Origin of the sequence: Providencia sp. JUb39 (assembly GCF_012272845.1) — a bacterium.
GTDB classification, from domain to species: domain Bacteria; phylum Pseudomonadota; class Gammaproteobacteria; order Enterobacterales; family Enterobacteriaceae; genus Providencia; species Providencia lanzhouensis.
Window position 1 is genome coordinate 2,970,265 of the sequence record NZ_JAAWXD020000001.1, and the last position, 20,403, is coordinate 2,990,667.

At 42.3% G+C, this 20,403-nt stretch carries 16 protein-coding genes; 4 read left to right on the forward strand and 12 right to left on the reverse strand.

Features of this window, described 5'->3' with window-relative positions:
• Positions 1–11: 11 nt before the first annotated feature.
• Positions 12–1,262 (reverse strand): phosphoglycerate dehydrogenase, encoded by a 1,251-nt coding sequence (gene serA / locus HFU86_RS13935; protein ID WP_132495784.1) that lies wholly within the window; start codon positions 1,260–1,262, stop codon positions 12–14.
• A gap of 446 nt (positions 1,263–1,708) precedes the next feature.
• A complete protein-coding gene (rpiA, locus tag HFU86_RS13940) occupies positions 1,709–2,368 on the reverse strand; it encodes a ribose-5-phosphate isomerase RpiA (protein WP_108478272.1) in 660 nt (219 codons plus the stop codon).
• 198 nt (positions 2,369–2,566) lie between these two features.
• On the opposite strand from rpiA, the gene HFU86_RS13945 reads away from it, so the two are divergent.
• Entirely contained in the window at positions 2,567–3,487 is a 921-nt protein-coding gene (locus HFU86_RS13945) for a LysR family transcriptional regulator ArgP (protein WP_036951157.1), read from the forward strand.
• Here the strand turns inward: HFU86_RS13945 and HFU86_RS13950 are convergent.
• The 4 genes from HFU86_RS13950 to HFU86_RS13965 form a co-directional block, all read right to left on the reverse strand.
• Positions 3,477–4,205: an oxidative stress defense protein gene (locus tag HFU86_RS13950; RefSeq protein ID WP_132495785.1), complete on the reverse strand. Its 729-nt coding sequence runs from the start codon at positions 4,203–4,205 to the stop codon at positions 3,477–3,479. The genes HFU86_RS13945 and HFU86_RS13950 overlap by 11 nt on opposite strands.
• Before the next feature lie 115 nt (positions 4,206–4,320).
• Positions 4,321–4,938: an arginine exporter ArgO gene (gene argO, locus HFU86_RS13955; RefSeq protein WP_132495786.1), complete on the reverse strand. Its 618-nt coding sequence runs from the start codon at positions 4,936–4,938 to the stop codon at positions 4,321–4,323.
• A 216-nt stretch (positions 4,939–5,154) separates the two neighbouring features.
• Positions 5,155–6,027 (reverse strand): small-conductance mechanosensitive channel MscS, encoded by an 873-nt coding sequence (mscS, locus tag HFU86_RS13960; RefSeq protein WP_036951161.1) that lies wholly within the window; start codon positions 6,025–6,027, stop codon positions 5,155–5,157.
• A 152-nt stretch (positions 6,028–6,179) separates the two neighbouring features.
• Positions 6,180–6,545, reverse strand: a complete 366-nt coding sequence (locus HFU86_RS13965) for a YacL family protein (protein ID WP_036951163.1) — start codon at positions 6,543–6,545, stop codon at positions 6,180–6,182.
• A 175-nt stretch (positions 6,546–6,720) separates the two neighbouring features.
• Here HFU86_RS13965 and HFU86_RS13970 point away from each other — a divergent pair, with 175 nt between their 5' ends.
• On the forward strand, positions 6,721–7,098 hold the full coding sequence (locus HFU86_RS13970; protein ID WP_132495787.1) for a VOC family protein: 378 nt from the start codon (positions 6,721–6,723) through the stop codon (positions 7,096–7,098).
• A gap of 110 nt (positions 7,099–7,208) precedes the next feature.
• Here HFU86_RS13970 and acnB read toward each other — a convergent pair whose 3' ends face one another.
• The 6 genes from acnB to nadC all read right to left on the reverse strand — a co-directional run bounded on the left by acnB (position 7,209) and on the right by nadC (position 19,043).
• Positions 7,209–9,806: a bifunctional aconitate hydratase 2/2-methylisocitrate dehydratase gene (gene acnB, locus HFU86_RS13975; protein ID WP_187129497.1), complete on the reverse strand. Its 2,598-nt coding sequence runs from the start codon at positions 9,804–9,806 to the stop codon at positions 7,209–7,211.
• A gap of 584 nt (positions 9,807–10,390) precedes the next feature.
• Positions 10,391–11,818, reverse strand: a complete 1,428-nt coding sequence (lpdA, locus tag HFU86_RS13980) for a dihydrolipoyl dehydrogenase (RefSeq protein ID WP_036951171.1) — start codon at positions 11,816–11,818, stop codon at positions 10,391–10,393.
• Between the two features lie 205 nt (positions 11,819–12,023).
• Complete coding sequence (gene aceF, locus HFU86_RS13985) at positions 12,024–13,889, reverse strand: pyruvate dehydrogenase complex dihydrolipoyllysine-residue acetyltransferase (RefSeq protein ID WP_187129498.1); 1,866 nt, start codon at positions 13,887–13,889, stop codon at positions 12,024–12,026.
• A gap of 13 nt (positions 13,890–13,902) precedes the next feature.
• A complete protein-coding gene (aceE, locus tag HFU86_RS13990) occupies positions 13,903–16,569 on the reverse strand; it encodes a pyruvate dehydrogenase (acetyl-transferring), homodimeric type (protein ID WP_036951175.1) in 2,667 nt (888 codons plus the stop codon).
• A gap of 189 nt (positions 16,570–16,758) precedes the next feature.
• Positions 16,759–17,541, reverse strand: a complete 783-nt coding sequence (gene pdhR, locus HFU86_RS13995) for a pyruvate dehydrogenase complex transcriptional repressor PdhR (protein ID WP_036951176.1) — start codon at positions 17,539–17,541, stop codon at positions 16,759–16,761.
• A 599-nt stretch (positions 17,542–18,140) separates the two neighbouring features.
• Positions 18,141–19,043, reverse strand: coding sequence for a carboxylating nicotinate-nucleotide diphosphorylase (gene nadC / locus HFU86_RS14000; RefSeq protein WP_187129499.1), 903 nt, complete (start codon positions 19,041–19,043; stop codon positions 18,141–18,143).
• A 101-nt stretch (positions 19,044–19,144) separates the two neighbouring features.
• On the opposite strand from nadC, the gene ampD reads away from it, so the two are divergent.
• Complete coding sequence (ampD, locus tag HFU86_RS14005; RefSeq protein ID WP_187129500.1) at positions 19,145–19,681, forward strand: 1,6-anhydro-N-acetylmuramyl-L-alanine amidase AmpD; 537 nt, start codon at positions 19,145–19,147, stop codon at positions 19,679–19,681.
• 294 nt (positions 19,682–19,975) lie between these two features.
• Positions 19,976–20,401, forward strand: a complete 426-nt coding sequence (gene ppdD / locus HFU86_RS14010; RefSeq protein ID WP_187129501.1) for a prepilin peptidase-dependent pilin — start codon at positions 19,976–19,978, stop codon at positions 20,399–20,401.
• The last annotated feature ends 2 nt before the right edge of the window (positions 20,402–20,403 follow it).

Sequence of the window (20,403 nt, forward strand, 5' to 3'; positions counted from 1 at the left end):
GCATCGACTGATTAGAACAACAGACGAGCGCGGATGGTGCCTGGTAGAGATTTTAATTTCAGTAATACTTCATCCGCTTGGCTTGGTGACTGCGTCAATACATCAATAACCACATAGCCCACATTCCCTGAGGTTCTCAAGTATTGCCCAACTACGTTAATGTTATTTTCAGTAAACACTTGGTTGATACTGTTCATGATACCAGGGCGGTTTTCATGAATATGCAGTAGACGGTTAGTATCATCCATATGCACTGGCAGCGAAACTTCAGGGAAGTTAACCGCAGATAATGTTGAACCGTTATCTGAGTATTTTGCCAGTTTGCTTGCCACTTCTAAACCGATATTTTCTTGCGCTTCTTCCGTTGAACCACCGATATGTGGAGTCAGGATAACGTTATCGAATTTAATCAACTCAGAAATGAATGGGTCATTAGGATCGTTGTTTGCTGCTGGTTCCGTTGGGAATACGTCAACTGCTGCACCTGATAATTTCTTGCTTTCTAACGCTGAACTTAATGCAGGAATATCAACAACAGTACCGCGTGATGCGTTAATGAAAATCGCACCTTGCTTCATTTGCTCAAACTGCGCTTCGCCAAACATGTTTTTCGTGCTGGCCGTTTCAGGTACATGTAAGCTCACCACATCACTCATTTTTAATAATTCTGGTAATGAACGAACTTGAGTAGCGTTACCTAATGGCAATTTGTTTTCGATATCATAGAAGTAAACATCCATACCGATACCTTCAGCTAAGATCCCTAACTGTGTACCGATATGACCATAACCGACAATACCTAAGCGCTTGCCACGAGCTTCAAAGCAGCCTTTCGCTTGTTTTTCCCAGATCCCGCGGTGAGCTTGCATATTCGCTTCAGGAATACGACGTAACAGAAGTAATAACTGACCTAATACCATTTCCGCCACGGAACGGGTGTTGGAAAATGGTGCATTAAAGACAGGAATACCGCGCTTCGCTGCAGCATCGAGATCAACTTGGTTGGTTCCAATACAGAAACATCCCACAGCCACCAGTTTTTCTGCTGCGGCAAAGATCTCTTCCGTCAAATGAGTACGGGAGCGGATCCCCACAAAACGTGCATCTTTAATCGCTTCTTTTAATTCTTCGTCCGACAGCGCACTTTTGTGATATTCGATATTGGTGTAACCCGCTGCTTTGAGGTTATCCACAGCACTTTGGTGAACACCTTCAAGCAGTAAAAATTTAATTTTGTCTTTCTGCAAAGATACCTTGACCATTTACCCTACCCTATCGTACTTAATTTTTGACCGATGAATTTCGTATGAACTCAAAATAATTCGAGATGCACGCCATGAAATTAAGGCACTCCAGCCCCCTCACATGCACCTTGAAATAAAACGAGAATACCAACATAGCAAAATTCAGCGCAGTAGCAATACAAACGATTGCTTAGACTCTGCTAAAAAGTGTGATGAAAAAGAAGTTATGTGGTGGAAAATCTAGAGTGGTAACACAAAATAAGCATTTTGCCCACCCAATGGGCATTTGTGTGAGATATATCACCAAAATAACGGAAGGTAAAAAAAATTTAAATAATTTTCATGTTGATGATATTTACAAAAGTCATTAACCATCAAACTATTTAGTCAAAAACACACTAATCAAAAACAAAATAAGCCAGTGAACTCAAAAAGCCACTGGCTTATCATTACATTCGGATTAATTACAACTTAATGGTTTTTACGCCGTCAGCTGTTCCCATCAGCACGACATCCGCGCCACGGTTAGCAAATAATCCAACTGTTACGACACCAGCAATGCCATTGATTTTATTTTCTAATGCGACTGGGTCGAGAATTTCTAAATTGTGAACATCTAAAATAACGTTGCCGTTATCCGTCACCACGTTTTCACGGTAAACCGGCTGCCCCCCCAGTTTGACTAACTCACGAGCCACATAGCTACGCGCCATTGGGATCACTTCCACTGGTAGAGGGAATTTGCCCAGTACGCCCACCAGCTTAGATTGGTCTACGATACACACGAATGTTTTAGCAATGGCAGACACGATTTTTTCACGAGTTAACGCTGCACCGCCGCCTTTGATCATGTTCATGTTACCGTCAACTTCGTCAGCACCATCAACATAAACATCTAATGAATCCACGCTATTACAATCAAAAACGGGAATACCCAAGGATTTTAATTTTTGCGTTGATGCTTCAGAGCTAGAGACTGCGCCTTCGATTTGCCCCTTCATTGTTGCTAATGCATCAATAAAGTGAGAGGCAGTAGACCCCGTACCAACACCAACAATGGTGCCTGGTCTGACATATTCTAATGCTGCCCAACCTACTGCTTTTTTTAATTCATCCTGAGTCATGCGAGAGCCTTATTACTGAAATAATGAGTCATTAAGTAGATGCTCAATAGTATATACCGGACACCCAGCAAGTTGCAGTATTGTTATTAGGGATTGTGCACTACTTCTTATGAAAAATACCCTTTAGGAATATTTGCAAGTGTTATCCCTAAAAATATGGCATAGTGATTGGCAGAATAACAAGAAGGAGAGTTTTTGATGAAGCGCCCTGATTATCGCGCCTTGCAAGCACTGGATGCCGTCATTCGTGAACGCGGATTTGAACGAGCAGCACAAAAATTGTGTATCACCCAATCTGCGGTTTCTCAACGAATCAAACAGTTAGAAAACCTTTTTGGTCAGCCTTTACTCGTGCGCACCGTTCCGCCGCATCCGACTGAACAAGGTCAAAAACTGCTAGCGCTGCTTCATCAAGTAGAATTACTCGAAGAACAGTGGCTTGGAGATGAAAACAGCGGCTCTACCCCATTATTGCTCTCCTTAGCGGTCAACGCCGATAGCTTGGCAACCTGGTTCTTACCTGCATTGAATCCCGTACTGGGCAACACCCCTATTCGCTTGAATATTCAAGTGGAAGATGAAACTCGTACCCAGGAACGTTTAAGACGCGGTGAAGTAGTCGGTGCTATCAGTATTCAGCCACAAGCGTTACCGGGCTGTTTAGTCGATAAACTGGGTGCGCTAGACTATATTTTCGTGGCATCTCCTGGCTTTGCGGCTAAATATTTCCCTGAAGGTGTTACTCGCGCATCGCTACTAAAAGCGCCTGCCGTGGCTTTTGACCACTTAGATGATATGCACCAAGCCTTTGTACAACAAAACTTTGGTCTATCGCCAGGTAGCGTCCCTTGCCATATCGTTAACTCATCGGAAGCGTTTGTGCAGCTAGCAAAACAGGGCTCAACATGCTGTATGATCCCACACTTGCAGATTGCCAGCGAATTAGAAAATGGTGAACTAATCGATTTAACACCGGGGTTGTGCCAGCGCCGTATGCTTTATTGGCATCGTTTTGCGCCAGAAAGCCGCACAATGAAGAAAGTGACTGACGCCCTGCTGAAAACAGGACGCCAGATGCTAAAACAAGATGATGAAATTGCGGCTGAAATTAACGCTTAATTTCAAAAACCACATCGACTTGATCATTAAAATCAATACTTTGTTGCTCATAGGTCTCATCAACATTGAGATCTTGAGCAGCAGCTTTCAGCGAACCACCACGGCTACGCATCGCCATTGGGTATGGCACATCTGATGGAGCATTGTAATTAATGCTGTAAATCGGTCCTAACTGCGCATTAAACCCTTTCGCCAACGCTTCAGCCTGCTGTTGAGCATTCTTCATCGCTTGGTCACGCGCAGCATTACGATATTTCTGCGGATCATTCACACCAAATTGGACTGAATTAATTTCATTCAATCCTGCTGCTAATGCACCATCGAGTAGAACATTCAGTTGATCCAGTTTTTTCACTTTCACTTCAACAGTTCTTGTCGCGGTATAGCCTTTTAAGGATGCTTTTGCAGACGAACTATAATCATAATTTGGTTGCGTACGCACATTGGCAGCTTCAATATCTTGCTTTTCAATTCCATTTTTCTTTAGGAATTCATAGTATTCAGCAACACGCTTATCAACGGCGGTTTTCGCAGCAGCGGCATCTTTATTGGTCACTTGCACATTAATGCTCAGCGTGGCCATATCTGGCGCCACTTTCACAGCACCACTTGCTGATGTCGAAATATGCGGCCCCTCTGGTGCGGCGCTTGCCAATGACATGGTTGGTACCGCAAGACCTGCCAGCAGGGCAGCAACAACGATAGATTTCAATTTCACAGAACCTCCCAATGGTATTTTTCTCTACAAGAAAAAGGAAGTTCATCATAAACTTCCTTTGATTAAGGTTCACATTATCATATTCAGCGCAAACTGCGATTCAGAATAATGCTAATTAATAACCCAAACCATGCATCGCGAGTTTAAATGCAATAAACCACATGACACAACCGACAAACAGGTTAATAAAACGCTGAGAACGTGGTTTATTCAGTATAGGAGAAAACCAAGCGGCTAACATGGCTAATAAGAAAAACCACACAAATGAAGCCGTCAAAGCCCCTGCTGTAAACCATGGACGTAATTGACTTTCTAATTGCCCACCCACGCTACCTAACACCACAAACGTATCTAAATACACATGAGGGTTAAGCCAAGTGACCGCAAATAAAGTCACAATCACTTTCCAGCGTGTCATCGTTTTGCTTTCTAGCTGTAAGACCTCATCATCTGGGGTCATCGCTGTACGAAACGCACCATAACCATACCAGGCTAAGAATGCGACTCCAGCCCATGTAATTAACGCCATTAATAACTCAGATTGGCTTAATAGAGCACTACCGCCAAATACACCAGCAATAATTAAAATCGTGTCACTTAGCGCGCATAACAATGCACTCATTAAATGAAACTGTTTGCGACTACCTTGTTGCAATACAAACGCATTTTGTGGTCCCAACGGTAATATCATTGCAGCCCCAAGCAGAGCCCCCTGAAAATAAATCGTAAACATGCAATTTTTCCTAATAATTATTCAGATTATCTGCAAAGAATGATATCCAGAAAAAATTATTAGTGAAAACGATTAACTCTAATGGACCATAAGTAGAGCTAATCAGGATTGGCAATCAAAAAGAGTAGAAAGTAAGGATGAAGTTAAGGACAAAGTGCAAATAAAAATGGCGCAACTTTTAGATCGCGCCATTTTTAAGGATAAATGCGTTAATACTTATTCAGCAGAAATATTTTTTGCGCTGGTATTAACTTGGTGAAGATGAACATCCATTTGCGGGAATGGAATACCAATATTGTGCTTATCAAGCGCACGCTTAAAGTTTTCCATTAAATCCCAATAAACCGGCCAAGTATCGCCATTCGTTGTCCAAAAACGTACTAAATAGTTTAATGAAGATGGTGCCATTTCATTTAAACGGATAGTCACGCCTTTATCGTGCAGAATGCGCGAGTCAGCAGCAACGATATCACCCAATACTTTTTTAACCACATCAATATCAGAATTGTAAGCAACACCGACCATAATATCTTGGCGACGAAGCGGCTCACGAGTCACGTTAATGATGCTGTCACCAATAATTTTACCGTTTGGGATCACCACGATACGGTCATCTGCAGTTCTCAATGTAGTTGAGAAAATTTGCACGCTTTGTACTGTACCGTCAATCGCACCAATTTTAACAAACTCACCCGCTTTTAATGGTCTGAATACCACCAGCAGAACGCCCGCAGCAAAGTTACCTAATGAATTTTGTAATGCTAAACCAACCGCTAAACCGGCGGCACCCATTACCGCGATGACAGAGGCAGTTTGTACGCCAATTTTGCCCAGCACAGCAATTAGGGTAAATGCCACAATGGTATAGCGAGCAATAGCAGATAAGAATTCGCTAACAGTGGAGTCAATTCCTCTCATTGTCATCACGCGATTCAAACCACGGCTAACCCATTTAGCAATCATCAAACCCACAATTAAAATAACAAGTGCGGAAACGATATTGACGACATACTGGACTAGCAGATCCTGATTTGCCACAAACCAATTTGTTGCATCATTCAATGCGCCTGTAACATCATCAGTATTCATATGTATATCCTTTTCGATCAAATTTAGACTAGGAAAACTCGCTCAATTCAATTAGTAACCTTAGAAACTATTAGTAAATAATTGAATAACACGCTTAAAATAATAGCTATAAATTATCAAAATATAAAATTAATCGATAAATAAAATGTTATTTATCGATTTTCGATAACAAATTCACGGTAGTCATCCAACATATCAAAAAAGTCATTTACACCACAAAAGGCAATACTTTCATTATCATAGTAACTCATGCCTTCTTCTAACCCATCCGTCTCAAAAGCTAATTGGTTCGCACGGATCATCACCTCCTCATCATCAAGAATAAGTGTGTATTCGTGACCAATAAACTCCCATTGCTTTTCGCTGCCTTTAATCAGTTCATAATTTTCTGCGATGGTGTCCAGTAAACTGAGGTCATTTTTGATTTCCTCATTTAACCAATAACCGATAGCTTCATGATCCATTGAAAATTTAGCGGTAATACTTCCTGTAATATCCTTTAAGAATTGGTAGTCCATATGCAATACCTCACACTTTGCGTCTTTGAATTAAGTATAACGCGAGTCAAGCGGGTTTGCTTAGCGCTATTACGGGCTGTCAGAAAAAATTAATGGTCGTGACTATTACGCTGCATAAATATATTTATTCGATTAAGATTGATACACACTACCCAACTCGGTAATAGGAACGTTAATGATTAATCGATTAGACCATTTAGTCTTAACCACCACAGATCTTGATGCCTGCCTTGATTTTTACCAACGTATTTTAAAGATGTCTGTGATCACCTTCGGTGAACAACGTTTTGCCCTGCAATTTGGTCAGCAAAAGATAAACATTCACCAATATGGGAAAGAGTTTGAACCTAAGGCACATTTGCCTGTTCCAGGATCGTTAGATCTCTGCTTTATCAGTGATATTCCACTGATTGAAGTTCAAAAGCATATTGAACAGCAAGGTGTGAAAATTATTGAGGGGCCAGTACAACGAACGGGTGCTACCGGTAAGATTATCTCTTTGTATATCAGAGATCCTGATTTGAATTTAATTGAAATTTCACAATATCTTTAACACTCACCTAGCCATATTCGTATTCTTTGCTAAAAGAAAGATAGAAAAAACCCCAAAAACTGAATTCTCAATTCTTGGGGTTAAGCAAGTATGATTCTATCTATCGCTGATTAAACAGCCGTTTGGAAAATCACACCATCGGCTTTTTCAGTGTACTGATCCAGTCGGTCAAAGTTCAGATAGCGGTATGTATCTTCCGCAGTCTCGTCGACTTTATTCATAAACTGTTGGTACTCAGCTGGCGTTGGTAAGCGACCTAACAGAGAAGCAACTGCGGCTAACTCTGCGGATGCCAGATACACATTCGCCCCTGTACCTAAACGGTTAGGGAAGTTACGAGTCGATGTAGAAACGACTGTCGCACCATCAGCCACGCGTGCTTGGTTACCCATACACAGTGAACAACCTGGGACTTCGATACGCGCTCCGCTCTTACCAAATACGCTGTAATAACCTTCTTCAGTTAATTGCGCTGCATCCATCTTGGTTGGTGGCGCAACCCACAGGCGAGTTGGTAATTGACCTTTATGGGAATCCAGCAGCTTACCTGCCGCACGGAAATGACCAATGTTAGTCATGCAAGAACCAATGAATACTTCATCGATTTTTTCATTCTGAACATCAGACAGTAAACGCGCATCATCTGGATCATTTGGTGCACACAGAATTGGCTCTTTGATCTCGTTAAGATCAATTTCAATCACTGCGGCATATTCTGCATCAGCGTCGCCTTCAAGTAACTCAGGGTTCGCTAACCAGTTTTCCATACCTTTGATACGACGCTCAATGGTACGACGGTCGCCGTAACCCTCTGCAATCATCCACTTCAAAAGAACGATGTTAGATTGCAGGTATTCGATGATTGGCGCTTTATCCAGTTTGATAGTACAACCCGCCGCAGAACGTTCAGCTGATGCATCCGCTAATTCAAATGCTTGCTCAACTTTCAGCTCAGGAAGACCTTCAATTTCCAGAATACGACCAGAGAAAATGTTTTTCTTACCTTTTTTCTCGACAGTCAGTAAACCGTCTTTAATCGCATACAGTGGAATAGCATGAACGAGATCACGTAATGTAATACCCGGCTGCATTTGTCCTTTGAAGCGAACTAATACAGATTCTGGCATATCCAGAGGCATAACACCGGTTGCCGCGGCAAAAGCCACTAAACCAGAACCTGCTGGGAATGAGATACCAATTGGGAAACGGGTATGTGAGTCACCACCAGTACCAACAGTATCTGGCAATAGCATACGGTTTAACCAAGAGTGAATAATACCGTCGCCCGGACGCAGAGAAACCCCACCGCGATTCATAATAAAATCAGGCAGCGTATGGTGCGTGGTAACATCGACAGGTTTTGGATAAGCTGCCGTGTGACAGAATGACTGCATGACTAAATCTGCAGAGAATCCTAAACACGCTAAGTCTTTCAGCTCATCACGCGTCATTGGACCCGTAGTATCTTGAGAACCGACAGACGTCATTTTAGGTTCACAGTATTCACCAGGGCGAATACCTTGACGACCGCATGCACGACCGACCATTTTTTGTGCTAATGAGTAACCACGATTGCTTTGTGCAACAGGTTTTGCAAGACGGAACATATCCGTTGCACCTAAACCTAATGCCTCGCGTGCTTTTGTGGTTAAGCCACGACCGATGATCAGAGGAATACGACCACCAGCACGAACTTCGTCGATTAACACATCCGTTTTTAATTCGAATGTTTCTAACAATTCGTTAGTTTCGTGATTACGAACTTCACCTTTATATGGATAGATATCAATCACATCGCCCATATTCAGCTTTGATACATCCACTTCAATTGGCAGTGCACCCGCATCTTCCATTGTGTTAAAGAAGATAGGGGCAATTTTACCGCCCAGCACCACACCGCCGCCACGTTTGTTAGGCACGAATGGAATATCATCGCCCATAAACCATAAAACGGAGTTCGTTGCTGATTTACGAGAAGAACCCGTACCGACAACGTCACCCACATAAGCCAGCGGGAAACCTTTTTTGTTCAGTTCTTCGATCTGTTTAATTGGACCTACGCTACCCGCTTCATCAGGAACGATACCATCGCGTGCGTTTTTCAGCATTGCTAAAGCATGCAGAGGGATATCTGGGCGCGACCATGCATCTGGTGCAGGAGATAAATCATCAGTGTTTGTTTCGCCAGTCACTTTAAAAACAGTCACTGTCATTTTTTCAGCTAATTCAGGGCGCTGGTTGAACCAATCGGCATTCGCCCATGATTCAATCACTTGCTTAGCATGTGCATTTCCCGCTTTCGCTTTTTCTTCTACATCGTAGAAGTTATCGAACATGAGTAGAGTATGGGAAAGTGCTTTCGCTGCGATGGCAGCCAGTTTGGCATCATCAAGCGCTTCGATTAGTGCGTGAATATTGTATCCGCCCTGCATGGTACCAAGCAGTTCAATAGCTTTTTCAGGGGAGATCAGAGGGGAGGATGTTTCGCCTTTTGCGATCGCGGCTAAAAATCCAGCTTTAACGTACGCTGCTTCATCGACGCCCGGTGGAACACGGTTGGTCAGCAGGTCTAACAAGAAATCTTCTTCACCTTTGGGTGGGTTTTTCAGTAACTCGACTAGTGCAGCTACTTGTGACGCATCTAATGGCTTAGGGACAATCCCTTGAGCGGCACGCTCGGCTACGTGCTTACGGTATTCTTCTAGCACGACGTTCTCCTCGCTTCTTTGTTATTTATATACCCGGCTGTCTGCACCATCCTGAAAAAATTATCATCCGGTGCCAGGTCAGAGGAATTTGCTCACATAATCTCAATGGCGATAAAATTATGTCCAGCTTCGGGCAATCAGCATAGCAGAATTTAAACGTAATGTTAATTCATTCACAAGAAAGTAACATTCTTCTGCTAACTAAACCCATTAACAAACTTTATAGGGCAATTTTTAAGCTTGAAACATCATAATCCATTATAAACATCCATTAAGACCTTACTTTTTATAATCCATTTCATAACTGAAAGCACTCTAATTAGTGCCTTTTTTCATCCCTTATCACAAATTATATTTAATAACTCATTTTTACTTATCTGACTAATTGATAAGGCAAATCATTGCGATTGGTTTAAAATTTTTTAACGGATTTTATGGGGTTTATTGGCGTTGGAGCAATGCAGGTTTAGGATAAGATAATTAAGGAAAATATAAATTGATATCATTTTCTTCATTGAAATAAAAAAGACCAAAACATTTCTGCTTTGGTCTTCAATTCGCTTATTTTTTGCTAAAAAAGAAAATTATTTTTTCTTTTTCGCTTTCGCGTTTGGTAAGTCAGTGATGCTACCTTCGTAGATCTCTGCAGCCATACCAATTGATTCGTACAGTGTCGGGTGAGCATGGATAGTTAATGCTAAATCTTCAGCATCACAGCCCATTTCGATTGCCAAACCGATTTCGCCCAGTAATTCACCACCGTTAACACCAACAACCGCACCACCGATAATACGGTTAGATTGCTTGTCAAAAATCAGCTTAGTCATACCTTCAGAGCAGTCAGATGCGATTGCACGACCTGATGCAGCCCATGGGAATGTTGCTGTTTCGTAGCTGATGTTTTTCTCTTTCGCTTCTTTCTCAGTTAAACCAACCCAAGCAACTTCTGGCTCAGTATAAGCGATTGATGGAATCACTTTAGGATCGAAGTAGTGTTTCAGACCAGAGATAACTTCTGCTGCAACGTGACCTTCGTGAACACCTTTGTGAGCCAGCATTGGTTGACCAACGATGTCACCGATAGCAAAGATGTGCGGTACGTTTGTACGCATTTGTTTATCAACATGGATGAAACCACGATCATCAACTTCAACGCCAGCTTTACCTGCGTCTAAGTTCTTACCGTTAGGTACGCGACCGATAGCCACTAACACAGCGTCATAACGTTGTGGTTCAGCCGGTGCTTTTTTACCTTCCATTGAAACGTAGATACCATCTTCTTTCGCTTCAACAGCAGTCACTTTAGTTTCTAACAGTAAGTTGAATTTCTTGCTGATTTGCTTAGTGAATACTTTAACCACGTCTTTATCCGCAGCTGGGATAACTTGGTCAAACATTTCAACCACATCAATTTGTGAACCCAGTGCATGGTATACAGTACCCATCTCAAGACCGATGATACCACCACCCATTACCAGCAGACGCTCTGGAACTTCTTGCAGTTCTAATGCATCTGTTGAATCCCAAATACGTGGATCTTCATGAGGAATAAATGGCAACTGAATTGGACGTGAACCCGCAGCAATGATCGCATTATCAAAGTTGATAGTGGTGCTGCCGTTTTCGCCTTCAACAACCAGTGTATTCGCGCCAGTAAATTTACCCAGACCGTTAACTACGTTAACTTTACGGCCTTTCGCCATACCCGCTAAGCCGCCGGTCAGTTGAGTAATCACTTTTTCTTTCCACAGACGAACTTTGGAAATGTCAGTTTTTGGCTCGCCAAATACGATACCGTGTTCAGCTAATGCTTTAGCTTCTTCGATAACTTTAGCAACGTGCAGTAATGCTTTAGAAGGGATACAACCAACGTTCAAACAAACTCCACCAAGAGTTGAGTAACGTTCTACCAAAACAGTTTCTAAACCTAAGTCAGCGCAACGGAATGCCGCAGAATAACCTGCTGGGCCTGCACCAAGCACAACGACTTGGGCTTTAATTTCAGTACTCATCATGACCTCTTTTTGTTTTGTCCAGCGGGGCCGCCGAATAAACGAATTTTCCACTGGTAAAGTACACACCGCAAGCAGTTTACAGAATTGTTAACATCCTGAAAAGGCTGAATACGTGACGTAACTCCCAACCTTTCGTTGCAACAGCGAAAAACTCTGCCCCAGCCTAAATAAAACAGACCGGTCAATTGACCGGTCTTATTAGTTACATTACCAGACGGCGAATATCGCTCATCAGTTGTCCAACTAAAGTGATGAAGCGTGCACCATCAGCACCATCAATCACACGGTGGTCAAATGACAGAGACATAGGCAGCATCAGGCGTGGAACAAACTCGCTACCATTCCAAACTGGTTTGATAGAAGAGCGAGACAGACCCATAATTGCCACTTCCGGTGCATTCACAATCGGTGCAAAACCGGTAGTTCCGATACCACCTAAGCTAGAGATAGTGAAGCAACCACCTTGCATGTCAGCGGCGGTCAGTTTGCCTGCACGTGCTTTCTTAGACACTTCACCTAGCTCACGAGATAACTCCATAATGCCTTTTTTGTTCACGTCTTTGAAAACAGGAACAACTAAGCCATTTGGCGTATCTACAGCGATACCGATGTTGATATATTTTTTCAGGAACAGACGCTGTGCATCTTCTGAAATAGAGCTGTTGAAGCGTGGCATTTCTTCCAGAGCACGAGCAACCGCTTTCATTACGAAGACCAATGGAGTGATTTTCACATCCAGTTTTTTCTTCTCAGCTTCTTTGTTCTGCTGCTTACGGAACTCTTCAACTTCAGTGGTATCCACTTCTTCCATCAGAGTTACGTGCGGGATCATGACCCAGTTACGGCTCAGGTTAGCGCCAGAAATTTTCTGGATGCGACCCAGCTCAACTTCTTCAACTTCACCAAATTTGCTGTAATCAATTTTCGGCCATGGAAGCATACCCGGTAAACCACCGCCAGCTGCTGCTGGTGCTTCTGCACGTTTGATTGCATCTTTAACGTAAGCTTGAACGTCTTCACGTAAGATACGACCTTTACGGCCTGTACCTTTCACTTTCGCTAAGTTCACGCCAAATTCGCGAGCTAAACGACGAATTACTGGTGTTGCGTGAATATACGCATCGTTCTCAACAAATTCATTTTTGCTATCAGCTGCTTTAGCTGGCGCAGAGGCTACTGGCGCGGCTGCTGGAGCTGCAACTGGTGCAGAAGCAGGAGCTGCTGTAGGTGCAGGTGCTGCACCCGCAACTTCGAAAGTCATAATCAGGGAGCCAGTTTTGACTTTATCGCCAGTCGCAATCTTAATCTCTTTAACTGTACCTGCGAATGGTGCTGGTACTTCCATTGATGCCTTGTCGCCTTCAACGGTGATTAAAGATTGTTCAGCAGTTACGGTGTCGCCAACTTTTACCATGACTTCGGTAACTTCAACTTCATCACCACCGATATCTGGTACGTTAACGTCTTTGATTGCCGCTGCTGCTGGTGCGGCAGCTGGTGCTGCTGGAGCAGAAACCGCTGCCGCAGGCGCTGCGCCTGCAACTTCGAATACCATGATCAGCGAGCCAGTTTTCACTTTATCGCCAGTCGCAATCTTAATCTCTTTAACTGTACCTGCGAATGGTGCCGGTACTTCCATTGACGCTTTATCGCCTTCAACGGTAATCAGAGATTGTTCAGCCGTGATTGCATCACCTACTTTAACCATGATCTCAGTGACTTCAACTTCATCACCACCGATGTCTGGTACAGCAACTTCTTTCAGTGCTGCAGTAGCAGGAGCAGCTGGTGCCGCCACTGGAGCCGCAGGCGCTGCTGCTGGTGCAGATGCACCTTCTGCTGAATCAAAAATCATGATTAATTTACCAGTAGTAACTTTGTCACCCACTGCAATTTTAATCTCTTTAACCACACCCGCTTGTGGAGATGGGACTTCCATAGAAGCTTTATCACCTTCAACAGTGATGAGCGATTGCTCTGCTTCTACTTTATCACCAACTTTTACCATTACTTCGGTGACTTCAACTTCATCAGCACCGATATCTGGCACTTGGATTTCAATAGACATTGATTATTACCTCTTATGCCAAACGTGGGTTAACTTTATCTGGGTTGATGTTGTATTTTTTAATCGCTTCTTCAACGACTTTAACATCAATCTCACCACGTTTAGCCAATTCACCTAACGCTGCAACGATGACATACGTTGTATCCACTTCGAAGTGGTGACGCAGGTTCTCACGGCTGTCAGAACGACCGAAACCGTCAGTACCTAATACACGGTACTCACTGGCTGGAACATAAGTACGGATTTGCTCAGCAAACAGTTTCATGTAGTCAGTCGATGCAACAGCTGGTGCATCATTCATAACTTGCGCTACATAAGGTACACGTGGCGTTGCTGATGGGTGCAGCATGTTCCAACGCTCACAGTCTTGACCATCACGCGCCAATTCAGTGAATGAGGTTACGCTGTATACGTCAGAACCAATTCCGTATTCCGCAGCCAAGATATCGGCAGCTTCACGAACGTGGCGCATCATAGAACCAGAACCTAATAACTGCACTTTACCTTTGCTGCCTTCAACTGAAGCCAGTTTATAGATACCTTTACGGATACCTTCTTCAACGCCTTCTGGCATTGCGTGCATGTGATAGTTTTCGTTCAGAGTCGTGATGTAATAGTACACGTTCTCTTGTTTCTCACCATACATACGCTCTAAACCGTCTTGCATGATAACCGCAACTTCGTAAGCGTAAGCTGGGTCATAAGAAATACAGTTAGGGATAGTCAGTGATTGAATATGGCTATGACCATCTTCGTGCTGTAAGCCTTCACCGTTTAGTGTTGTACGACCAGAAGTACCACCAATCAGGAAGCCACGAGCTTGTTGGTCACCTGCTGCCCACATTAAGTCACCAATACGTTGGAAACCAAACATAGAGTAGTAGATATAGAATGGGATCATAGGCAGGTTGTTAGTGCTGTATGATGTTGCAGCCGCTAACCATGAAGAGCCTGCGCCCAGTTCGTTGATACCTTCTTGCAGGATCTGACCTTTAGAGTCTTCTTTATAGTAAGCAACTTGCTCACGATCTTGCGGTGTATATTGCTGACCTTTCGGGCTATAGATACCAATTTGACGGAATAGACCTTCCATACCGAAAGTACGTGCTTCGTCAGCGATAATTGGTACTAAACGCTCTTTGATTGAGTTGTTTTTCAACATGACATTCAGTGCGCGAACGAATGCAATTGTTGTTGAAATCTCTTTAGATTGTTCTTCCAGTAATTGACTAAAATCTGACAGAGCTGGAATTTCCAGTTTTTCATCAAATTTAGCGCGACGAGCTGGTAAGTAACCGCCCAGAGCTTGGCGACGTTCGTGCAGATATTTGTATTCTTCAGAATCTTTATCGAAAGTGATTAATGGCAGTTTTTCGATTTGATCATCAGCAACTGGCACATTGAACTGATCACGGAAGTGGCGAACGCCGTCCATGTTCATTTTCTTAACTTGGTGAGCAATGTTTTTACCTTCTGCTGTTTCACCCATACCATAGCCTTTGATGGTTTGAGCTAAAATAACAGTTGGTTTGCCCTTGGTTTCTTGTGCTTTTTTAAATGCTGCATATACTTTCTTCGGATCGTGACCACCACGGTTCAGCGCCCAAATTTCGTCATCAGTCATATCTTTCACTAATGCAGCCGTTTCTGGATAACGGTTGAAGAAGTGTTCACGTACGTATGCACCATCGCGTGATTTAAATGTTTGATAGTCACCGTCAAGGGTTTCGTTCATCAATTGAACCAGTTTGCCGGTTGTATCTTTACGCAGCAGTTCGTCCCAACGGTCGCCCCACATAACTTTGATAACTTGCCAGCCAGCACCACTGAAGATGCCTTCTAATTCGTTAACGATTTTACCGTTACCTGTTACTGGGCCATCAAGACGTTGCAGGTTACAGTTAATAACGAAGACTAAGTTATCTAACTTATCGCGAGTTGCGATAGTAATTGCACCTTTAGATTCTGGCTCATCCATCTCACCATCACCTAAGAACGCATAAACACGCTGTGCTGAAGTATCTTTCAGACCGCGGTTATCCAAATATTTTAAGAATTTAGCTTGGTAGATAGCATTGATTGGCCCCAGACCCATCGATACGGTTGGGAACTGCCAGAAGTCAGGCATTAATTTAGGGTGCGGATAAGAAGACAGACCATTGCCACCAATTTCTTGACGGAAGTTATTCATCTGCTCTTCAGTTAAGCGGCCTTCTAAGAATGCACGCGCATAGATACCAGGGGAGATATGTCCTTGGAAGAAGACTAAGTCACCACCGTCATTATTGTTATGAGCACGGAAGAAGTGGTTGAAGCAAACTTCATATAAAGTTGCGGAAGACTGGAATGATGCCATATGGCCACCCAGTTCTAAATCCTTTTTAGATGCACGCAGAACGGTCATTACAGCGTTCCAGCGAATTGCAGAACGGATACGGCGTTCTAAATCCATGTTACCAGGGTATGCAGGTTCATCTTCAACAGCAATTGTGTTGATGTAATCAGAACTACCAGATGCACCAGCGGCAATGTTAACACCGCCTTTACGTGCTTCGCTTAATACCTGTTCGATAATAAACTGTGCACGATCAACACCTTCTTCACGGATGACCGATTCAATCGCCTGTAGCCAGTCGCGAGTTTCAATCGGATCCACGTCATTTTTTAACATATCTGACATGGTGTATTCCTTATCTGTTATCTATTTTATATGGTTATGTGGAGCCTATCTTCCTGCCATTTTCTTCATGTTAATGAAAACAGCAGGAAGATAGGCCCTAATGTAGTTGCCGCTTTATCTCTAATTAAGAGTACTCACAGTAATGTAGACGCAGCAGTCAGGATCTACACTACCAATTTTAAATCTGGTCTAGCTTTGAAGCTGATCTAGATCTGGATGTTGCTGTAAGCGACGTAATGAACGCTCTCGGCGAGTTTGCTCACGTCCAATGTCCAGTAGCAAATCTTCAATAAAAGCAAGATGTCGATGAGACGCTTCTCTCGCTTTTTCCGGTTCCCTTGCGACAATAGCAGAAAAAATCTGTTCTCTATGCTCGCTTACTGCGTTGTACATCTCTTTTCGGGTATATAGGAACTCAAAATTCTGGCGGATATTTTGCTCTAACATAGGGATCATGCAGCGTAGCAAATGTAACAGCACTACATTATGAGCAGCTTCCGTTACAATCAGTTGATACTGTAATACCGCATCTGATTCCGCGTTAAGATCACCACTTTTCTGAGCTGATTTAATCAATTCATAGCTTTGGCGAATACGCTCTAAATCTTCTTCCGTACCACGTAATGCCGCATAGTAAGCAGCAATGCCTTCTAATGCATGGCGCGTTTCAAGAAGATCTAATTGAGATTCTGGGTTACCAGCAAGTAATTCGGTCAATGGGTCACTAAAACTTTGCCACATCTGTTTTTGTACAAATGTGCCACCACCTTGACGACGAGATAGAAGACCTTTGGCCTCTAAGGTTTGAATAGCTTCACGCACTGATGGTCTTGAGACATCAAATTGCTTAGCAAGTTCACGTTCAGGAGGCAGCTTTTCGCCGGGGCGTAAAGTCCCCTCGAATATGAGATGCTCAAGCCGCTGCTCGATTACATCTGATAACTTTGGTTGGCGAATTTTACCGTAAGTCATAATCTGCCATTTTTATAGTGAGTAATTATTGATTATCTAGTACCCAGTGTTAATTGGTCATACCAATTATTTTATGGCTTAATAAAGTAACAAAGTATTCACTATCTGTCCATAAAGACCTTGAGCTAAATCATAAAATCCTGCAAGTTTTAACGATTTATTTTAAAAAAAGCATTAATTAATAACCAAGCCTTGATTAAACAACACACAAATTTAACAAAAAACATGACTTTTTATGCCATTAAAATCAAAACTGAACCGTTACAGCTTACCAATTAATGCATATAAACTCAAAAAATGCGAATACTAACCCAAAGAGTAAACGTTGCGCATATTTTTACAAAAAAATGCCACAGCCATAGTTAATGATTTGTTAAATCCATAATTAGCAAAAATATACATGCGTAATTAATCATATGAGAACTGCATACCAATGGTAAGAAAATGTCCCGTAAATATTCAGTGCAATTCAATAATCATGAAAGAGTGTTCAAAATATAATCGCTATCTATATAGTCATTCATTTTTAGGGGGGAGATGTATAATCTATCCCCCTTATCTTTGTAGCCTCTCGGTCTAGCAGCTTAAATTAGCTCAGACTAGCTTTCAGGTTCAATGAATCGCATTGAGAGATCTAATGCCTGAATGTGTTTCGTCAATGCGCCTACTGAGATGAAATCAATACCTGTCAATGCAAACTCTCTAATCGTTTTATCTGTCACATTTCCTGATACTTCTAAAGCAGCCTTGCCATCTGTGAGAACAACGGCATCTTTCATCATGTCAGTCGTAAAGTTATCAAGCATAATAATATCCGCTTGAGCTTTGAGTGCTTGTAATAGCTCTTCTAGATTTTCGACCTCTACCTCGATAGGAACATCTGGGTGTGCTTGGCGAGCAAGCGATACTGCTTGGGAAACAGAACCTGCCGAAATAATATGATTTTCTTTGATTAGATAAGCATCAGACAAGCCTAATCGGTGATTATATCCGCCGCCCATAAGCACTGCATACTTTAATGCGCTCCGCAAACCAGGGATAGTTTTACGAGTATCTAATAATTTAGTTCGAGTACCTTCAAGAAAAGCCACATACTTTGCAGTCACAGTGGAAACCGAAGATAGCGTTTGTACAAAATTCAACGCTGTTCTTTCACCAGTGAGTAGAATTTGAGAAGGTCCTCGCATCTCGCATAATACTTGGTCTGGTGAAACCTTATCGCCGTCTTGAACCTTCCAATTCACCTTAACTTTATTACCAAGTTGGTAAAAAACTTCTTCTAGCCATTTTTGCCCGCAAAAAACCCCCTCTTCACGAGTAATAATTCGAGCTGTAGCTTGGGAATCTTCATTCAATAGCTGCCCTGTAACATCCCTTTTATAATCAACGACCTGACCGAGATCTTCTTTTAGAGCAACATTGACCATAAAAGGAATATCGGTAATCAATCTTGCCATTAACAGTTTGCGTCTTTCTTGTTCATCATAGCGTCGTGTAGTCATTATTTACTCCAAAATATGCACCCGTATGGATCTCAACTATGCTAATCTTTCTTAATTACGGGTACTTACAAAAAAGAAAAGAGCATACTATGGATACTGATATGAAAATACATGATGGTTGGCTAAATAATGTGACTCATATCCCTTCCCCACATCATGATGACCGCCCAGAGGACGAAGAACCTTCACTTCTTGTCATTCACAATATCAGCCTTCCACCAGGGCAGTTTGGTGGCCCTTATATTAACCAGCTATTTACTGGCACTTTAAACCCCGAAGAACACCCATTTTTTGATGAAATTAAACATTTACGTGTTTCAGCCCATTGCCTCATCCGTCGTGATGGTGAAATTATTCAATATGTTCCTTTCAACAAGCGTGCATGGCATGCAGGGCAATCTAATTATCAAGGGCGAGAAAAATGTAACGACTTCTCTATTGGCATCGAGTTAGAAGGTACGGATTATGAAGCCTTCACTGAAGCTCAATATATAGCTTTAGCCAAGCTCACTAAGTTACTGATAACTGAATTCCCGCAGATCGAGCAGAATATTACAGGTCATAGCGATATTGCTCCCCATCGAAAAACTGACCCAGGCCCTTACTTTGATTGGCAGCACTATAAAAACGCACTCTAAGCTTTGCCAATTGATAATTTTACGAATCATCCGCCTATTATCTTAGCTAATGAGGATAACCACCCCATTAGCCCTCTTTCTGATATGCCTCTATTTATATCAGCCTGACAAACTCATTTTTATTAGAAAAAATATTCTTGATATATTTTTGCGAGAGCGCTCGAAATAAAATGAGACAACCCACCATTTGCAAGATCACTTTACAAAACCGCTCGTAACCTGAATTTTCAATTCGTATTTTCACTAAAAATGTCTTTTATGATGGAACCTCACACTATCAGAGAGGTTTTACTTATGGATCAGAAAGGATTTTCCTTAATCGAAATAATGGTTGTTATCGCAATAATTTCAATACTCAGTGCTGTTGCTATACCGGGCTATCAAAGCTATATGCAAAAAGCAGCCATGACCGATGTACTACAAACTATCTTGCCTTATAAAAACAGTGTAGAGCTGTGCAGCTTTAACCAAGGCCTTTTAGCCAAATGTAATTCAGGAAAAGAAGATATACCGAGCAATATAAAAGGAAAATACCTAAAACAGATTGATGCAAAAGCTGGCGTCATTACCTTTGTTGGAGACAAAACCTTAACAGGTCTTACGGGTATATTGACACCTACCAGCTCAACAGCCACATCGCCATTTGCATGGAGTATCAGTTGCCAAGCTGATACTAATGCGGATCTAAAAAAACTTTGTGAAAAAACACTGAGCTTCTAATT

Bases quoted from the DNA above. Each gene is read 5' to 3' on its own strand.
- ampD (WP_187129500.1), top strand. From the start codon at position 19,145: ATGAAAATACATGATGGTTGGCTAAATAATGTGACTCATATCCCTTCC.
- aceF (WP_187129498.1), bottom strand. From the start codon at position 13,889: ATGTCTATTGAAATCCAAGTGCCAGATATCGGTGCTGATGAAGTTGAA.
- mscS (WP_036951161.1), bottom strand. From the start codon at position 6,027: ATGAATACTGATGATGTTACAGGCGCATTGAATGATGCAACAAATTGG.
- HFU86_RS13965 (WP_036951163.1), bottom strand. From the start codon at position 6,545: ATGGACTACCAATTCTTAAAGGATATTACAGGAAGTATTACCGCTAAA.
- rpiA (WP_108478272.1), bottom strand. From the start codon at position 2,368: ATGACTCAGGATGAATTAAAAAAAGCAGTAGGTTGGGCAGCATTAGAA.
- nadC (WP_187129499.1), bottom strand. From the start codon at position 19,043: ATGACTACACGACGCTATGATGAACAAGAAAGACGCAAACTGTTAATG.
- lpdA (WP_036951171.1), bottom strand. From the start codon at position 11,818: ATGAGTACTGAAATTAAAGCCCAAGTCGTTGTGCTTGGTGCAGGCCCA.
- HFU86_RS13945 (WP_036951157.1), top strand. From the start codon at position 2,567: ATGAAGCGCCCTGATTATCGCGCCTTGCAAGCACTGGATGCCGTCATT.
- aceE (WP_036951175.1), bottom strand. From the start codon at position 16,569: ATGTCAGATATGTTAAAAAATGACGTGGATCCGATTGAAACTCGCGAC.
- HFU86_RS13970 (WP_132495787.1), top strand. From the start codon at position 6,721: ATGATTAATCGATTAGACCATTTAGTCTTAACCACCACAGATCTTGAT.
- pdhR (WP_036951176.1), bottom strand. From the start codon at position 17,541: ATGACTTACGGTAAAATTCGCCAACCAAAGTTATCAGATGTAATCGAG.
- argO (WP_132495786.1), bottom strand. From the start codon at position 4,938: ATGTTTACGATTTATTTTCAGGGGGCTCTGCTTGGGGCTGCAATGATA.
- ppdD (WP_187129501.1), top strand. From the start codon at position 19,976: ATGGATCAGAAAGGATTTTCCTTAATCGAAATAATGGTTGTTATCGCA.
- serA (WP_132495784.1), bottom strand. From the start codon at position 1,262: ATGGTCAAGGTATCTTTGCAGAAAGACAAAATTAAATTTTTACTGCTT.